17 protein-coding genes are annotated in these 15,182 nt (G+C 44.8%); 9 read left to right on the top strand and 8 right to left on the bottom strand.

The window, feature by feature from the left end; all coding sequences use genetic code 11:
* Positions 1 to 18: 18 nt before the first annotated feature.
* Complete coding sequence (gene ispB / locus LQZ07_RS22160; RefSeq protein ID WP_152785515.1) at positions 19 to 990, bottom strand: octaprenyl diphosphate synthase; 972 nt, start codon at positions 988 to 990, stop codon at positions 19 to 21.
* A 243-nt stretch (positions 991 to 1,233) separates the two neighbouring features.
* Here ispB and rplU point away from each other — a divergent pair, with 243 nt between their 5' ends.
* From rplU to folA, 6 genes are all read left to right on the top strand, one after another.
* Positions 1,234 to 1,545, top strand: a complete 312-nt coding sequence (gene rplU / locus LQZ07_RS22155) for a 50S ribosomal protein L21 (RefSeq protein WP_016403742.1) — start codon at positions 1,234 to 1,236, stop codon at positions 1,543 to 1,545.
* A 17-nt stretch (positions 1,546 to 1,562) separates the two neighbouring features.
* Positions 1,563 to 1,820: a 50S ribosomal protein L27 gene (gene rpmA / locus LQZ07_RS22150; RefSeq protein ID WP_016403741.1), complete on the top strand. Its 258-nt coding sequence runs from the start codon at positions 1,563 to 1,565 to the stop codon at positions 1,818 to 1,820.
* Between the two features lie 122 nt (positions 1,821 to 1,942).
* The gene (gene cgtA / locus LQZ07_RS22145) at positions 1,943 to 3,115 is read left to right on the top strand and encodes an Obg family GTPase CgtA (RefSeq protein WP_016403740.1); all 1,173 of its coding nucleotides are present in this window, start codon (positions 1,943 to 1,945) and stop codon (positions 3,113 to 3,115) included.
* 38 nt (positions 3,116 to 3,153) lie between these two features.
* Positions 3,154 to 3,975, top strand: a complete 822-nt coding sequence (locus LQZ07_RS22140) for a threonine/serine exporter ThrE family protein (RefSeq protein ID WP_016403739.1) — start codon at positions 3,154 to 3,156, stop codon at positions 3,973 to 3,975.
* 1 nt (position 3,976) lies between these two features.
* Entirely contained in the window at positions 3,977 to 4,444 is a 468-nt protein-coding gene (locus LQZ07_RS22135; protein ID WP_152785513.1) for a threonine/serine exporter family protein, read from the top strand.
* Between the two features lie 26 nt (positions 4,445 to 4,470).
* A complete protein-coding gene (gene folA, locus LQZ07_RS22130; protein WP_249483389.1) occupies positions 4,471 to 4,956 on the top strand; it encodes a type 3 dihydrofolate reductase in 486 nt (161 codons plus the stop codon).
* Here the strand turns inward: folA and LQZ07_RS22125 are convergent.
* The 6 genes from LQZ07_RS22125 to lptD form a co-directional block, all read right to left on the bottom strand.
* Positions 4,953 to 5,783: a symmetrical bis(5'-nucleosyl)-tetraphosphatase gene (locus tag LQZ07_RS22125; RefSeq protein ID WP_152785511.1), complete on the bottom strand. Its 831-nt coding sequence runs from the start codon at positions 5,781 to 5,783 to the stop codon at positions 4,953 to 4,955. The two genes, folA and LQZ07_RS22125, sit on opposite strands and share 4 nt — an antisense overlap.
* A gap of 13 nt (positions 5,784 to 5,796) precedes the next feature.
* Positions 5,797 to 6,180 carry a Co2+/Mg2+ efflux protein ApaG gene (apaG, locus tag LQZ07_RS22120; protein ID WP_016403735.1) on the bottom strand — a complete coding sequence of 128 codons (384 nt, stop codon included), beginning with the start codon at positions 6,178 to 6,180 and terminating at the stop codon, positions 5,797 to 5,799.
* On the bottom strand, positions 6,173 to 7,003 hold the full coding sequence (rsmA, locus tag LQZ07_RS22115) for a 16S rRNA (adenine(1518)-N(6)/adenine(1519)-N(6))-dimethyltransferase RsmA (protein WP_152785509.1): 831 nt from the start codon (positions 7,001 to 7,003) through the stop codon (positions 6,173 to 6,175). The genes apaG and rsmA overlap by 8 nt, the downstream gene beginning before the upstream one ends.
* Entirely contained in the window at positions 6,996 to 7,994 is a 999-nt protein-coding gene (pdxA, locus tag LQZ07_RS22110; protein ID WP_152785507.1) for a 4-hydroxythreonine-4-phosphate dehydrogenase PdxA, read from the bottom strand. Before pdxA ends, rsmA begins: the two co-directional genes overlap by 8 nt.
* Entirely contained in the window at positions 7,991 to 9,268 is a 1,278-nt protein-coding gene (gene surA, locus LQZ07_RS22105; protein WP_152785505.1) for a peptidylprolyl isomerase SurA, read from the bottom strand. The genes pdxA and surA overlap by 4 nt, the downstream gene beginning before the upstream one ends.
* Positions 9,269 to 9,330: 62 nt before the next feature.
* Positions 9,331 to 11,559 (bottom strand): LPS assembly protein LptD, encoded by a 2,229-nt coding sequence (gene lptD / locus LQZ07_RS22100; RefSeq protein ID WP_194164217.1) that lies wholly within the window; start codon positions 11,557 to 11,559, stop codon positions 9,331 to 9,333.
* A 198-nt stretch (positions 11,560 to 11,757) separates the two neighbouring features.
* Here lptD and LQZ07_RS22095 point away from each other — a divergent pair, with 198 nt between their 5' ends.
* From LQZ07_RS22095 to djlA, 3 genes are read left to right on the top strand one after another with little or no spacing between them, the layout of a single operon-like run.
* Positions 11,758 to 12,750: an aminoglycoside phosphotransferase family protein gene (locus LQZ07_RS22095; RefSeq protein WP_152785501.1), complete on the top strand. Its 993-nt coding sequence runs from the start codon at positions 11,758 to 11,760 to the stop codon at positions 12,748 to 12,750.
* Complete coding sequence (gene murU / locus LQZ07_RS22090; RefSeq protein WP_152785499.1) at positions 12,747 to 13,427, top strand: N-acetylmuramate alpha-1-phosphate uridylyltransferase MurU; 681 nt, start codon at positions 12,747 to 12,749, stop codon at positions 13,425 to 13,427. The genes LQZ07_RS22095 and murU overlap by 4 nt, the downstream gene beginning before the upstream one ends.
* 2 nt (positions 13,428 to 13,429) lie before the next feature.
* Positions 13,430 to 14,233 carry a co-chaperone DjlA gene (djlA, locus tag LQZ07_RS22085; protein WP_152785497.1) on the top strand — a complete coding sequence of 268 codons (804 nt, stop codon included), beginning with the start codon at positions 13,430 to 13,432 and terminating at the stop codon, positions 14,231 to 14,233.
* Here djlA and LQZ07_RS22080 read toward each other — a convergent pair.
* On the bottom strand, positions 14,226 to 15,182 hold the full coding sequence (locus LQZ07_RS22080) for a D-2-hydroxyacid dehydrogenase (protein ID WP_152785495.1): 957 nt from the start codon (positions 15,180 to 15,182) through the stop codon (positions 14,226 to 14,228). The genes djlA and LQZ07_RS22080 overlap by 8 nt on opposite strands.

Here is a 15,182-nt window from a genome sequence, read left to right as displayed (position 1 = left end):
TCCATTTATTAAAACTAGCTAAGCGGCGCGGTCGGCTGCGATATTGGCTAGGCTCATAAGCGCTTGCTTGTAGTCACTGTCAGCAATCAAGGCTAAAGCGTCAATCGCTTTTTGTGCTTCTTCAGCTGCGCGCTCTCGGCAGAAATCAAGTGCCTTGGTTTTGTCTAAAATCGCTAATATCTCGTCGAGTTGGTCGCGTGAGCCACCTTGTTTAATGGCTTCGCTAATTAGCGCCTTATCGGCTGGCTCAGCTTGTTCCATGGCGTAGATAAGCGGTAGGGTTGGCTTACCTTCTGCTAGGTCGTCACCCACGTTTTTGCCCATCTCAGCTTGGTCTGCAACATAATCCAATACGTCATCCATAATTTGAAATGCTGTGCCTAGGTATTTACCATAGTCTTGCATTGCAAGTTCTATCTCAGCGCTTTGTTCACCAATTACTGCTGCTAAGCGAGTGGCCGCCTCAAACAGTTTGGCTGTTTTGCAGTAAATAACTTCAAAGTAACGTGCTTCATCGGTATCAGGGTCGTTGCAGTTAATTAGCTGTAATACTTCACCTTCAGCAATAACATTGGTGGCATCCGCTAGTATGTCCATCACTTTAAGGTTTTGCAGTTGGGTCATTAACTGGAAAGAGCGTGAGTAGAGGAAGTCGCCAACTAATACACTGGCTGCGTTGCCAAAGCGTGCATTAGCAGTATCTTTACCGCGGCGTAACTCGGACTCATCAACTACATCATCGTGTAAGAGAGTAGAGGTATGAATGAATTCAATAATGGCCGCAAGTTTGATGTGTTGATCTTGCTGATAACCTAAAGCTCGCGCTGCCAATACGGCTAGCAAAGGTCGGATCCTTTTGCCACCACTATTTACAATATAAAAAGAGATTTGGTTTATAAGGGCCACATCTGATTCGAGTTCTTTAAAGATAAGCTCGTTTACCGCAGACATGTCTTGATCAGACAGCTTTTTTATCGCATCCAATTGCATAATTTCTTATTAGAGGTTGTTGCCGATGATTCAGCAATATTATGGTGATAATTTAATGCTGTAATAGTATCTCAATTCCTTTGTTTAAGCAGCTTTCACCGCTTAAAATTCTTGGCCTTGCGTGATTTTTAAACTTTTTTGAAATTCCCCTTGCGGGAACAGATCTTTTTCCGTAGAATCCGCCGTCATTGTTGAGAATTATAGACACCTTGAAATATCAGGTGTAAGCGGAGTTTGAAGAAAATGTACGCGGTTATCCTAAGTGGTGGTAAACAGCACCGTGTGGCCGAAGGTCAAACACTTCGCCTTGAGAAACTAGACGTTGAGACTGGTAACACAGTTGAATTTGATAACGTATTACTAGTTGCTAATGGCGAAGACGTTAAAGTAGGCGCACCTTATGTAGATGGTACCAAAGTAACAGCTGAAGTTGTTTCACATGGTCGTGGCGATAAAGTTAAAATCGTTAAGTTCCGTCGTCGTAAGCATTCACGTAAGCAACAGGGCCACCGTCAGTGGTTCACTGAAGTTCGCATTACAGGCATTAACGGTTAATTTAGAGGAAAATACTCATGGCACATAAAAAGGCTGGTGGTAGTACTCGTAACGGTCGCGATTCGGAAAGCAAACGCCTAGGTGTTAAGCGTTTCGGTGGCGAGTCTGTATTAGCGGGTAGCATTATTGTTCGTCAACGTGGTACTAAGTTCCACGCTGGCTCTAACGTTGGTATCGGTAAAGACCATACTCTTTTCGCAACTGCCGAAGGCAAAGTGAAATTTGAAGTTAAAGGTCCTAAAAACCGTAAGTTTGTAAGCATCGAAGCTGAATAAACGTCCAACTCGATATTTGAAAAGCCCCGCAACTGCGGGGCTTTTTTTTTCCAAGAAACCACTATTTCGCTTACGAAGTAGGCGTGGTGCATTATAGTTAAGCGATAATGCTGGAGTGAAAAATGAAATTTGTAGATGAAGCGGTAATTAAAGTAGACGCAGGTGACGGCGGCAACGGCACCATTAGTTTCCGTCGCGAGAAGTATGTTCCGCGTGGCGGTCCTGATGGTGGTGATGGCGGAGATGGCGGCAGTGTATATTTAGTTGCCGATGAAAACCTAAACACCTTGATTGATTACCGCTTTGAACGTTTTCATAAAGCAGAGCGTGGCGAAAATGGCCAGGGTTCTAATTGTACTGGTAAGCGTGGTGAAGATTTAGAGCTGCCTGTGCCGGTTGGTACGCGAGCGCGTGATCAAGACACTGGAGAGATCCTTGGCGATCTTACCCAACATAAACAACGTTTGTTGGTGGCTAAAGGTGGTTTTCATGGATTAGGTAACACTCGCTTTAAGAGCAGTACTAACCGTGCGCCTCGTCGTAAATCTAACGGTACTCCCGGTGAAGTTCGCAACCTTCAATTGGAGCTATTGCTACTTGCTGACGTAGGCATGTTGGGTTTGCCAAATGCGGGTAAATCTACCTTTATTCGCAGCGTATCTGCAGCTAAACCTAAGGTGGCTGACTACCCATTTACTACACTTATTCCTAATTTAGGCGTGGTACGTCAATCAGAAAACCGCGGTTTTGTTATTGCTGATATTCCCGGTTTGATTGAGGGCGCTGCAGATGGAGCAGGGCTTGGCGTACGTTTCTTGAAGCACCTAGAGCGTTGTCGTGTATTGTTGCATATGGTAGATGTGCTGCCGGCTGATGGTAGCGACCCAGCTGAAAATGCCATCACCATTATCAACGAGTTAGAGCAATACAGCGAAAAGCTATTCGAAAAACCACGTTGGTTGGTATTTAATAAAGTCGACTTAGTGCTTGAAGAAGAAGCTGAAGAGATCCGCCAAAAAGTTATTGAAGCACTAGATTGGCAAGGTGAGGTTTTCTCAATTTCTGCTTTAGAAAACAATGGAACTAAAGACATTTGTAAAGCGATTGGTCAATTTATCGAAACCCTACCTGTGGTAGAAGAAGAAATGGCTGAGCGTGAAGAAGTTAAATTCCAGTGGGATGACTATCATCAACAACAAATCGACAAAGCAAACCAAGAAGATTGGGACGATGAAGACGACGATGATGACTGGGATGATGACGATTATGATGTAGAGGTTATCTACCAGCCATAGTAAGCTATCTGTAGTGGTAGTATTACTTGGATCGTTACATGTTACGCTCATTTAGAAACTCTCCGGAGCCTGTTCAGGCTCCGGTTCGTACTATTTCTCTAGAACAACAAACTCGAATTTGTCGTGTTGCAGTGCAAGCTGGCAGAATCATGCAGCAGCATGGCGCTGAAAGTAAGCTAATTGAAGAAACGACAGTCCGTTTAGGCAAAGCCTTAGGGCTGGATAGCGTAGAGTTGGCAATTACTGCTAATGCGCTGATCCTCACAGGTTTGTCTCAAGGGCGTTGTATTACAACTACTCGCCGAGTGTACGATCGCGGCATTAATATGCATATGGTATGCGAAGTGCAGCGGATCACCATCATGGCAGAAAAGCAGCTATTAGATGTTGATGACGTAGTAAAACGTTTAGAACGCTTACAACCATACAAACATAATCGCTGGTTAGTGGTATTCATGATTGGTATGTCTTGCGCGTGTTTTAGCCGATTATTTGGTGGTGATTGGGCGGTATTTGCAATGACCTTTGTCGCCTCTGCTGTTGCTATGTTGTTTCGCCAAGAAATGGCGCATCGCCACCATAACCCCATTCTTAATTTTGGCATGACCGCCTTTGTGGCGACTACTATCGCCGGTTTAGCGGTACGTTATGATATAGGCAATCAGCCACAAACGGTAATGGCAGCTTCGGTGTTACTGTTGGTACCTGGTTTCCCATTGATTAATGCCGTTTCAGACATGGTAAAAGGTCATATCAGTATGGGGATCTCACGCTGGTTTTTTGCCTCGTTGCTTAGTTTGGGCGTGGCCATGGGAATCGCGTTGTCGATGTGGGCCACTGGCGTAAGCGGGTGGTTATAAGATGATTGAATTACTAGCATTATTAGTTGAAGACGCGCTATTTTCAGCGGTGCCTGCGGTTGGCTTCGCCATGGTGTTTAATGTGCCTACTCGCATGTTAGGCTTTTGCGCAATTGGTGGTGCGTTTGCACATAGCCTAAGAACGTTATGTATTTACTGGGGAGTGCCACTTGAATGGGCAACCTTAGTGGCGTCTACCAGCGTGGGCTTAATTGGCGTTTATTGGTCACGTCGTTACTTAATTCCACGACCTGTATTTACGGTAGCCTCTATCATTCCGATGATTCCGGGTAGCTATGCGTTTACTACCATGGTGGGAATTATTAGCTTATACAGCAATGGTTTTAGTGAACCTTTATTAGCTACCATTATCGAAAATGGTTTAAGAACAATGTTTATTTTAATGGCCTTGAGTTTTGGCTTGGCGATACCATCGGTAGTGATATACCGTGGTCGGCCAATTGTTTAGAGCCCTAAGTTTAAAAAGGTAAAACAGTGAAAGTAGCAATGATAGCCGCAATGGCAAAGCAACGAGTCATCGGCAAAGATAACCAAATGCCTTGGCATTTACCGGCTGATCTTAAGCATTTTAAAGCGGTTACTATGGGCAAGTCGGTTATTATGGGGCGCTTAACTTATCAGTCTATTGGTCGCCCACTGCCGGGTCGATTAAATATAGTGGTAAGTCGCAATGTGGATTTAGTCATAGAGGGGGTTACGGTAGTTAACACCGTTCAGGCGGCTTTAGATTTAGTTAAAGACGAAGCCGAGGTGATGGTTATTGGTGGCGGAAATATTTACCAACAGTGTTTAGCGTTTGCCGATACCCTGTATTTAACCTTTATTGAAAAAGAGGTGGAAGGAGACGCCCACTTCCCAGATTACCAAAAGTATCAATGGCAACAACTTGCTAGCGAAAAGCACCTAGCTGATGAGAAAAATCCTTACAACTATGAGTTTGTTACCTTAGAGCGCGTTTAGTTGCTTATATTTTTGTCTAGGCAATCTTGAGTGTACATGCGCTGGTCTTCCCAGCGCAGCATGGATAAATGATTACCCCATACACAGCCTGTATCTAGCCCAGAGACTAAGTCGTGCTTACTCTTGCCCATTAGCGCAGCCCAGTGCCCAAATACAATATGCGTTTCTTTAAGGTGCTTTCCGGGGATTTCAAACCAAGGTTTTAGGTTAGGGTTAGTATTTTTGTTGGGAGGCAGCTTTGATTCAAAATCAAGGCTAGCATCAGGGAAGCAATAACGCATCCGGGTAAACACATTGATAATGCACCTTAGGCGGTCATATCCCACTAATTCATCACTCCAATGAGCAGGTTCATTACTGTACATATTCTTTAGTAACGACAAGTAGTCATTACCTGAAAGCTGTTTGTGAACTTCCTTGCCGAGTTTGAGTGCTTTGCTGACTTTCCACTTGGGGTAAATGCCCGCGTGCACCATTACTACATCGAAGTCTGGGTGCTTCTTAATTAAGGGTTGTTGGCGCAGCCAATACAGTAATTCGTTTTTGTCGGGGGCTTCGAGTAAATCTTGTATCTTGTCGCGACGTTTAGCCCGGTGAATACCGTTGGCTACCGCTAACAAGTGCAAATCGTGATTACCTAAAACCACCTGAGCAGCGCTGCCTAGCTCCTTAACGAAGCGTAAGGTTTCTAGAGATTTAGGGCCTCGAGCAACTAAGTCTCCAGCGAGCCAGAGTTGATCTTTTTTAGTGGAGAATTTGCACTGTTTTAACAGTGCTTTTAATTCATCCAAGCAACCTTGGATGTCACCAACAAAATAAGTCGCCATGGCTCACCTATAACTAGTGGAGCTTATTTGGAAGTGATAAACGAAACGGTGGGATCTCCGCTTCAAACTCGTTACCAGCTTCGTCAATCAGGGTGTAACTGCCTTGCATTACGCCTACTTCGGTCGCTAACACTGCGCTGCTAGTATAGGAAAAAGGTTTTTCCGGCTTAAGGTGGGGTTGCTTACCCACTACACCGTCGCCTTTCACCTCATTTACTTTACCGTCGCCATCGGTGATTACCCAATGGCGACGCAATAGTTGTAGCGCTTCAGCGCTGCAGTTGCGAATAGTGATGGTGTAAAAAAAAGCGAATTGTTGTTTTTCTGGAACAGAATGCTCAGGTAAAAAACCTGATTCAACTTCAATATCTAAATCATATTCTGGCGTATTACTCATCGCTGCTAGAAGCCTGCAATAACTGATTTTTATCAATGTAATTAGCAATATCACAAAATTGCTGAATAGTTAAATTTTCTGGTCGCAGCGTGGGCTTTAAATCGAGCTCGGCGAGGTGCTCAACCGTAAGTAAATTGCCTAATGCATTACGAATTGTTTTACGGCGCTGATTAAAGGCCTCTTTACACACTCTATCTAGGGTTGCCAATGAGTTCAGCGGATAAAGAGTCGTTTCGTAAGGCTCTAAGCGAACTACCGCTGAATCAACCTTTGGTGGTGGCGCGAACGCTTCAGGCGGTACTTCTAGAGCTGGCATTACATTACATTGCACTTGGGTCATTACACTTAAACGGCCGTACGCTTTGCTATCAGGGCCAGCAGCCATGCGTTTCACTACTTCTTTTTGCAGCATAAAGTGCATATCAGAAATAGCGCTAGTAAAGCTTAATAAGTGGAAAATAAGCGGCGTAGAAATGTTGTAAGGTAAGTTTCCGAATACCCGCATTTTCTGCTCAGGCTTGGCTAACTGCATGAAGTCGAATTTAAGTGCATCAATTTCATGAATAGTTAGTTTGCTAGCTAGCGTTGGGTGCTCGCGTAAACGCTGAGCTAAATCACGGTCTAACTCTACAACTTGTAGGTGGCCAGCAGTAGTAGCAACGGGTTCAGTTAAAGCGCCTAAGCCTGGGCCAATTTCAACCAGGTTTTCTCCTGATTGCGGATAAATAGTCGCTACAATTTGGCTAATAACCGAGTCATTGTTAAGGAAGTTTTGACCAAAACGCTTACGGGCGCGGTGCCCTTGATGAACTTGTTTATTCATGTTCTCGCTCTACCATATCAATGGCTTGTTCGATGGCAGTAATCATACTTCCATGATCGGCTTTACCAGTGCCCGCTAGCTCTAAGGCTGTTCCATGGTCAACTGAGGTTCGTATAAAGGGTAGGCCAAGGGTAATGTTTACTGATTGGCCAAAACCTTTATATTTTAGCACTGGTAGGCCTTGGTCGTGGTACATGGCCAACACTGCATCAGCTTCTGCCAGATATTTATCTTGGAAGAGTGTATCTGCAGGTAATGGACCGATTAAGTTCATACCATGTTGCTCACGCATTTCATCAAGCAAAGGGATAATAATATCTAGCTCTTCGCGACCAAGGTGGCCATCTTCGCCAGCATGGGGGTTTAGGCCACAGACAAATATCTTAGGTTGTTTAATCGCGAACTTGGTTTGCAGGTCGTGATGTAAAATGCTGATAATATTGTGTAGGCGATCGTGAGTGATTGCTTTGGCTACATAGGCTAAGGGCAGGTGAGTGGTTGCTAAGGCAACCCGCAAGCCTTCAGTTGCCAGCATCATTACCACATCGGCAGTACCTGATTGCTGAGCAAAAAATTCGGTATGACCACTAAAAGAGACGCCAGCTTTATTAATAATACCCTTGTGCACGGGACCAGTAACGACCGCAGCAAACTGGCCATTCATGTTGCCATCACTAGCAAATTTTAAGGTATTTAGCACATAGTGGCCGTTGGCCTCATCTAACTGACCTGCTACCGCCGGACTTGCCATAGCAATTGGTGCAACCGTTAAGGTGCCAGCAGCTTGTGGTTTAGCGGCTTGTTCTGGCTGATAAGGGAGTAGGGTAATATCCATTGCCAATTCATTAGCGCGCTCTTTTAGCAAGCGGGGATCGGCAACTACCACTAACTCCATTGGCCAATCACGTTGGCTAATGGCTAGCACTAAATCTGGACCAATACCTGCCGGTTCACCAGGGGTGATGGCTATTCTAGCAACGGCCTTACTCATGCATCACCGTCCAGTATCTCTACGTAGGCTTCTTCACGGAGCTCTTCTTGCCATGATTGAGTTTCTTCATTGAACTTACGATTGAAGATCATCTGATAAGCCCGGTTTTTGCTGGCTTTATTGGTAGTGTCGGTGGTGCGTTTGTCTAGAACTTCCATCAAATGCCAGCCAAAGGTAGAACGGAAAGGTTGGCTTAATTCTCCTACCTCCAAACGGGTTGCAGTGTCTCTAAATGCTGGTACAAATACGCTAGGATCAGACCACCCCAATTCACCACCGCGGACGGCCGAGCCAGGGTCTTCAGAGTATTGGCGTGCTAGCTCTTCAAATGTAACTTCACCTAAGATCAATTGTTGACGGAACTCAGATAGTAAACTCTGCGCCTTTTTATCGCTTAGAATAATCGATGGTTTAATCAGAATATGGCGTGCGTTGACTTCCAAGGTTTCTACTTTTTGTAAACCTTCAGCGTCTAAAACCATAATGATATGTAGACCTGAATCTGTGCGAATAGGGCCCATTACTGATCCTTGGTGCTGGTTTCTAACCACACCCGCAAACAAAGTAGGCATCTCTTCAATGGTCATCCACCCCCAATCACCACCTTCCAAGGCTTTAGGACCTTGTGAATGAGTCATTGCCAATTGATTAAAGTTTTCACCATCTTTAAGCTGTTGAACTAGGTTCTCCGCCAGTTGTTGAGTGGCTTGTTCGTCACTAGAGATACGCAGTAAAATGTGACCAACATGATAGCGAACAGTGCCTTTATCTTGCTCTTCAATCAGTTTCATTAAGGCATCAATTTCTTGCTCTGAAACATTAACTCGACGCTGTACTTGGCTGCGACCTACTTCGCCAAGAACAATTTCGGTGCGAATATCTTCACGAAACTGGTTATAGCTAATGCCTTGCTTGGTTAAGTCATCTAAGAACTCTTCACGGGTTTTGTTTTCACCAGCAATAATGTTGTCGATGGTGTTTTCTAGTTGGCTATCACTAATTCTAATGCCCAGGCGGTCGGCCAATTGAAGTTGCAAGCTCTCCAAAATAAGCCTGTCCATCACTTGTTGCTGTAATTCATCTTGAGGTGGTAGCTCTTGTTCTGCCCCTTTGGCATTGCGCAGAACTTTATTGGTGAGTTCATCAACTTGGCTCTGCGTGATCACATCATTATTGACAATGGCGACAACTTTATCGAGCAATTGCTCTTGAGCCTGAACCAGCCCAGTAGCAAGCATAAACATACTTACACTAAGCAAAATTAATCTTTTCATTTCGTTCCTATCATTACTGCGAGCAAAACGCCGCTTACTCTACCATATTTGGGTTAAAGGTTTTAATTGTTGAGGTAAAAGGGGCGCCCGTATTTGAAATTGCCACCTTCTAGCATTTCTTCTCGGCTACTGGTATCGCTGCCACCTAAGCCTTTAATTTCAAAGTCGAGACGTAGTGAGGTGTCAAACTCGCCCACTCGGTCAACGCCTGAGGAGTCATCCACATAGGTGCTTTGTAAGCCTCGTTGATATGTAAGGCGAATGCCCCAACAACAAGAGTTATATTGCACACCCAAGTAGCTTTCAATACTGCGGTCTAAAATCATATCGCGATAATAACTACCTACAGCAGAAACGCTATCGGTAATAGGCCAAGCAACCTTAGTACCTACTTGGTTTACGTCGCTAACCATGGTTTCAGTGGCTTGCGAATAGCGGTAGTTCATTTGTACCAGCTTTTGCGCTTCAGGGCGCCATTCTATAGCGGCATTAGCCTTGTTAAGTCGACCTTCCAAAGTATCGATTTGAAAGCCGGTATGTCCGTACCAATCTTTTTGAATATTGGCGTCCGCTTCAAAAGCCAGCGCAGAGCTAGAGTTATCAGAGGGCTCACTACCCGGAATTAAGGTGGTACGGCTGGGCTCAAAGTAAATGATTTGACCTAGACTTAAACGCAATGTCTCTTGGTTACTGGGCGATAAAAAGCGCGAATGTACCCCAAGAGTGATTTGATTCGCATCGGCAATTCGGTCTAAACCGCTATAGCGTTTGTCTCTAAATAATCCGTAGTAATCTTGTTGCAGGTTATCGGTATCATAAATCCCAATATCATCTTGATTGGTATAAGGGATATACAAGTACTTAATCACCGGTTCTAGGGTTTGGGTGTAGTTATCGCCAAACCAAAGGGTATTTCGATCAAAGTTTAAGCCACCTTGAACACTCACTTTGGGTAAGGTGCGATTAACCGAGCTGGCTAAATAATCATACTCAAAGTTACTGCCTTTATCTTGGCTATAGTAGGTATGCATTAAGGCTAAGTCAGCTTTGAAAAAGCCTGCTGGCACCACATATGGCAAGCTTAAACTTGGTTCAAAATGCACCCGTTGAGCAGTGTATAAGCTACTGTCACTGTGGGTGAAATTACTGATTTCTGAATCAAAGCCAAACTGCAGCGTTTGCCAGTTTAAGTCCCAGTCACCCACAAAGCTTAACTGCGGAAGTAGCGTATGTGGTTGCTCGGTGTTACCAAGTACCTGAAAGTCTTGCACTAATAGCTCGGTGTACCAGTTTTTGGTGTGATATCCCACATCACCCGTTTGCAGCAATTGGTTCTCGTTTACCTTTCCAAGCTTGTCGCCTAAGTCATTAAAGTAGTTATCATCACTAATACGGGTGTAATCAGTATTAAAGCGCCAATGACGCTGGTATTGCCCTTTGTGGTCCCAGTGAAGTAAGTATCGATCGCGGTCTAGTTCACGGTCATCAGCTAGATATTCTACATTTAAGTTACCGTTGTTTTGCCCGAGCAAATACCTGAACTCAGTTTGCAGTTGTAAACCACGGCGTGTCATCAAACGTGGGGTAATGGTTGCATCAAAATTCGGAGCAATGTTCCAATAGTATGGGGTGGAGACATCCACACCGTTTTTAGTGGAAGTAGAAATACTCGGAAATAAGAAACCACTGTGGCGTTGGTCGCCGATGGGGTAAGAGAAATACGGTAAGTACATTACCGGCACGTTAAATAGCCTAACAGTGGCATTTTTTGTCGTAGCCCACTGTTCACTAGAGTCGATATCAATTTTCTCTGCGCGAATTTCCCAAGTAACATCATCTGGAGGACAAGCGGTATAACTGGCATCTTCTAATGATAAGTTCTGCTCATCATTGATCATCAGGTTGCTGGCTTCGCCACGACCTTGTTGTTCGAACAGTTGGTATTCAGCAGAGTTAAGTGAGGCTTGATGATCTTTTAAGTTGGCGTCAAAAGTATCACTTTTTACGCTGACTAAATTATCTTGAAACTCAATGTTGCCGCTCGCTTTTAGGGTTTGCGCTTGCTCATCTAACACAGTGTTTTCGGCTTTTAATGCGCGAGGGCCTTGGGAGAACTCAACATTACCGCTAAAACTGGCTTTATCACCTTGTTTTGCATGCAATTCATCGGCGGCAATAACATAAGGCGCGGTAGGATCTACCGGGTCGGATTTAACGCGTTCTGGGATGTGTGCTCGGCATTGAGGCATAGATAACGGTGTTTCTGCGTAAGCGCTGAGGCTGGAAAGCAACGCCGCTAATCCTAGCGATGTTTGCAGGCACCGTTTAGTTACGAACATATAAATGTGAACCATTCCCTGATATAAACAAATTCCAAGCTTGTAACGTCAACGTTGTGCTTAATGAATTCTGTGGTTAAAGTTAGCCGCTTATAATACTGGATTTATTGGTGAGCGGCTATTTAAAGGCTGTTATTAGTATAAGAAATTATGAGTAATTTAGTGCGCGAATCTGCTTTACAGCAATGGCTGTCAAAAACCTTAGACATTGTTTCTCCTAAGCTAACGATGATCAGTGGCGACGCCAGTTTTAGGCGCTACTTTCGTTTTCAACTTTCTAATGGTGACACTGCCATTGCCGTTGATGCGCCGCCCGCCACCGAGAAAAACCAACAGTTTGTTGATATTGCTAATGCCCTAAGCGCACAAGCGCTGCCTGTGCCTAAGGTGCTAGCGGCAAATATTGATGCCGGTTTTCTATGTGTTGAAGACCTCGGCTCCACAATGCTTGAGCAAGTGCTAAGTGCCGATACTGCTTCTGAACTTTATAGACAAGCGCTTGCATTAATCGTTCAACTTCAGGCTACTAAGCGTGAAAATTTGGCAGAAATGGAAGAGTTTGACCAAGCATTTATTCAACGTGAACTGGATATATTTGCCGATTGGTTTGTTAAAGCAGAGTTGCAGGCGGGAGAAGATTGGCAGCAGCATTGTGATTGGCAAGGCTTATGTCACACTGTTAGCCAAGCTATTTTAGAACAGCCTTATGCACCTATGCATCGTGATTTTCATAGTCGAAATTTGATGCTCAATCAGCAGCAAATGGTGATGATTGATTTTCAGGATATGGTTTGGGGGCCTATTGCTTACGATGTGGTTTCATTGCTGCGTGATTGTTATATCGCTTGGCCACCAGAGTTAGTGAGTCACTTGCAGCAAACATACCTCAACCAAAAGTCGGCATATTTGGTTGAGGGTATCGAACCGAGCACTTGGCAGCGCTGGTTTGATCTCACTGGATTGCAGCGGCATATAAAAGCGCTAGGGATATTTTGCAGATTAGATCATCGGGATGGTAAAACTGCCTATCGTGAAGCCATTCCTCAAACACTCGAATATGTACTTCAAGTGACCAAGCGTTATCCTGAATTACAGGCATTTCATCAGTGGATTAGTCCTATAGCAAAAGAGTTTAAAGCATGAGCCAAATTCGCACCGCAATGATTTTGGCTGCGGGACGCGGCGAGCGGATGCGTCCGTTAACTGATAATTGCCCAAAACCATTGTTAAAAGTTGCTGGTAAAGCCTTGATTAACTGGCATATCGACAAGTTGGTTACTGCAGGCGTAACACGCATCGTGATAAATACCGCTTATTTAGGCGAGATGGTTGAAGCACATGTGGGCCAAGGTGACAAATGGGGAATCGAGGTGCTTTATAGTCATGAATCTAGTGCCTTAGAAACGGCCGGGGGCATTGTTAACGCCTTACCCATTATCGCTAGCGAGCAGTTCTTGGTGATTAATGGGGATGTTTGGAATGATTGGGATTACCAAGCTATTTGCCAAAATAGTCAAACCGACAGTGATGCTCATTTATACTTGGTGGCTAATCCGAGCCACAATTTAAGGGGTGATTTTAGCTTGGAGCAAGGTTTGGTGATAGATAAGCCTGAGTTTACATTTAGTGGTGTAGCCATTTATCATCAACGCTTTTTTCAGCATGTGCCTAGCGGTAAACAAGCTCTTGCACCTTTATTGCGTGCAGCAATGTTAAGCCAACAAGTGAGTGGTCAACTACAAGGCGGTCAATGGGTAGATGTGGGGACCCCTGAGCGGCTTCAACAACTAGACCAACAATTAACTAACAATAGAGAATAGTGATGCGAATTTGGGGAAAAGTACTAGGTGTTCTTTTTGGCTCCATGCTTGGTAATATTTTGTGGGTCATATTGGGACTCTGGATTGGTCATCGTTTTGACAAAGCAACTAGTGGGAGCTTTGTTTTTTCTGCAGCGAAGAGCCAAGCTGCTCAGCAAGCTTTTTTGTTCTCTACCTTTGCGGTGCTTGGCCATATTGCTAAGTCAAAAGGCGTGGTTACTCAACAAGAGATTCAGGTCGCTAACTTTTTGATGGATCAAATGCGGCTGCAAGGCGAAGCTAGGCGCCAAGCTCAAGACGCTTTTCGCCAAGGTAAAGATGCAGATTTTCCCTTGGAGGAGCAAATTTCTCGCTTTGTTAGCGCGGTTAATGGGCGTCGTGATTTATTGCAAATGTTCATGGAAATCCAGCTGCAAGGGGTGTTTGCAGATGGCGTAATCGACGACAGTGAACATGCTTTATTAAAGCGTGTAGCCAAGGCTTTAGGCTTCTCGGAAGCAGAGCTTCAGGCGATGATTTCACGCTGGGAAGCCGAGCTCAAGTTCCATCGCCATGGTGGTCAACGCCAAAGCGCGCAAAGTAGCGCTAAGCAGCTAGAAGAAGCCTACCAAATCTTAGGCGTTAACCAACAAGATAGTGACCAGCAAATCAAACGTGCTTACCGCAAACTAATGAGTCAGCACCATCCCGATAAGCTAGTCGCCAAGGGCTTACCACCAGAAATGATGGAGCTAGCTAAGCAGCGCACTCAAGATATTCAACAGGCTTACGAGTTAGTCAAACAGCAACGTAAGAGCGCTAATTAGCGAATACTTGGTGGCGTGGTTTTCCTGCTACAAATGCTTCAATATTGTCGATCAATTGGTCAGCCAAAACTTGCATGTTTTGGCTGCTCGCCCAGCCCACATGTGGGGTAAGTATAAAGTTATTTAGGCTAAGTGCCTGCATCAGTGGGCTGTCGTGCGTAGGTGGTTCACATTCAGAGACATCACTTGCCGCGCCAGCAATTTGCTTGTTTTGCAAAGCCTGCAACAAAGCCTGTTCGTTAACTATTCCACCGCGGGCTGTGTTAATCAGTAAGGCCGTCTCCTTCATCATCGCCAATTCTAGCTCGCCAAATAGATCCTTAGTCTGCGGAGTAAGTGGACAATGGATGCTAATCACATCTGCACTGCTAACTGCTTCTTCAAAGGCAACTCTGCCTGGGCGAGGAGTTTGGCCTTTGTGTTCTGCCATTACCACCTCCATGCCTAAATTACTGGCTAATTGGGCGGTCGCTTGGCCCAAGTTGCCGCCGCCTATTATTGCCAGCGTTTGCTTAGCCAAGTTATCGATGGGGAAATCAAAAAAACAAAATTGCTTAGCGTGTTGCCAACGACCTTGTTGAATCGCCTGATGGTAGGCTAATACATTGCGCCTAAGATTAAACATCAGCGCCAAGCAGTGTTCGGCAATGCTTTGAGCGGCATAATTTCTTATATTACTAACGATTATGCCAAGTTCTTCGGCTGCCGCTAGATCCACGTTGTTGGTCCCGGTAGCTGCAACCGCAATCATTTTTAGCTGTGGCAATTGAGTTAATGTATCCCTACTTAATTGCACTTTATTCACAATGATGATGTTTGCATTTTGGCAGCGCTCACGTACTTGTTGTGGTGTGGTGCTGGGGTACTCTTGCCATTGATGGGCAAAACTGGGACGTGCCAAGTTGATATGGCTAGCTAGGGTGAGGCGATCTAAAAAAACTATTTTCAT

Origin of the sequence: Agarivorans sp. B2Z047, assembly GCF_023373605.1 — a bacterium.
GTDB lineage: Bacteria > Pseudomonadota > Gammaproteobacteria > Enterobacterales > Celerinatantimonadaceae > Agarivorans > Agarivorans albus.
Note: the sequence above shows the minus strand (reverse complement) of the source record. Positions and strands in the feature narration are given on the sequence as shown.

Coding starts and splice junctions, on each gene's coding strand:
- djlA (WP_152785497.1), top strand. CDS start 13,430: ATGCGAATTTGGGGAAAAGTACTAGGTGTTCTTTTTGGCTCCATGCTT.
- rsmA (WP_152785509.1), bottom strand. CDS start 7,003: ATGAATAAACAAGTTCATCAAGGGCACCGCGCCCGTAAGCGTTTTGGT.
- LQZ07_RS22125 (WP_152785511.1), bottom strand. CDS start 5,783: ATGGCGACTTATTTTGTTGGTGACATCCAAGGTTGCTTGGATGAATTA.
- LQZ07_RS22135 (WP_152785513.1), top strand. CDS start 3,977: ATGATTGAATTACTAGCATTATTAGTTGAAGACGCGCTATTTTCAGCG.
- apaG (WP_016403735.1), bottom strand. CDS start 6,180: ATGAGTAATACGCCAGAATATGATTTAGATATTGAAGTTGAATCAGGT.
- surA (WP_152785505.1), bottom strand. CDS start 9,268: ATGAAAAGATTAATTTTGCTTAGTGTAAGTATGTTTATGCTTGCTACT.
- murU (WP_152785499.1), top strand. CDS start 12,747: ATGAGCCAAATTCGCACCGCAATGATTTTGGCTGCGGGACGCGGCGAG.
- rpmA (WP_016403741.1), top strand. CDS start 1,563: ATGGCACATAAAAAGGCTGGTGGTAGTACTCGTAACGGTCGCGATTCG.
- rplU (WP_016403742.1), top strand. CDS start 1,234: ATGTACGCGGTTATCCTAAGTGGTGGTAAACAGCACCGTGTGGCCGAA.
- pdxA (WP_152785507.1), bottom strand. CDS start 7,994: ATGAGTAAGGCCGTTGCTAGAATAGCCATCACCCCTGGTGAACCGGCA.
- LQZ07_RS22080 (WP_152785495.1), bottom strand. CDS start 15,182: ATGAAAATAGTTTTTTTAGATCGCCTCACCCTAGCTAGCCATATCAAC.
- cgtA (WP_016403740.1), top strand. CDS start 1,943: ATGAAATTTGTAGATGAAGCGGTAATTAAAGTAGACGCAGGTGACGGC.
- LQZ07_RS22095 (WP_152785501.1), top strand. CDS start 11,758: ATGAGTAATTTAGTGCGCGAATCTGCTTTACAGCAATGGCTGTCAAAA.
- ispB (WP_152785515.1), bottom strand. CDS start 990: ATGCAATTGGATGCGATAAAAAAGCTGTCTGATCAAGACATGTCTGCG.
- LQZ07_RS22140 (WP_016403739.1), top strand. CDS start 3,154: ATGTTACGCTCATTTAGAAACTCTCCGGAGCCTGTTCAGGCTCCGGTT.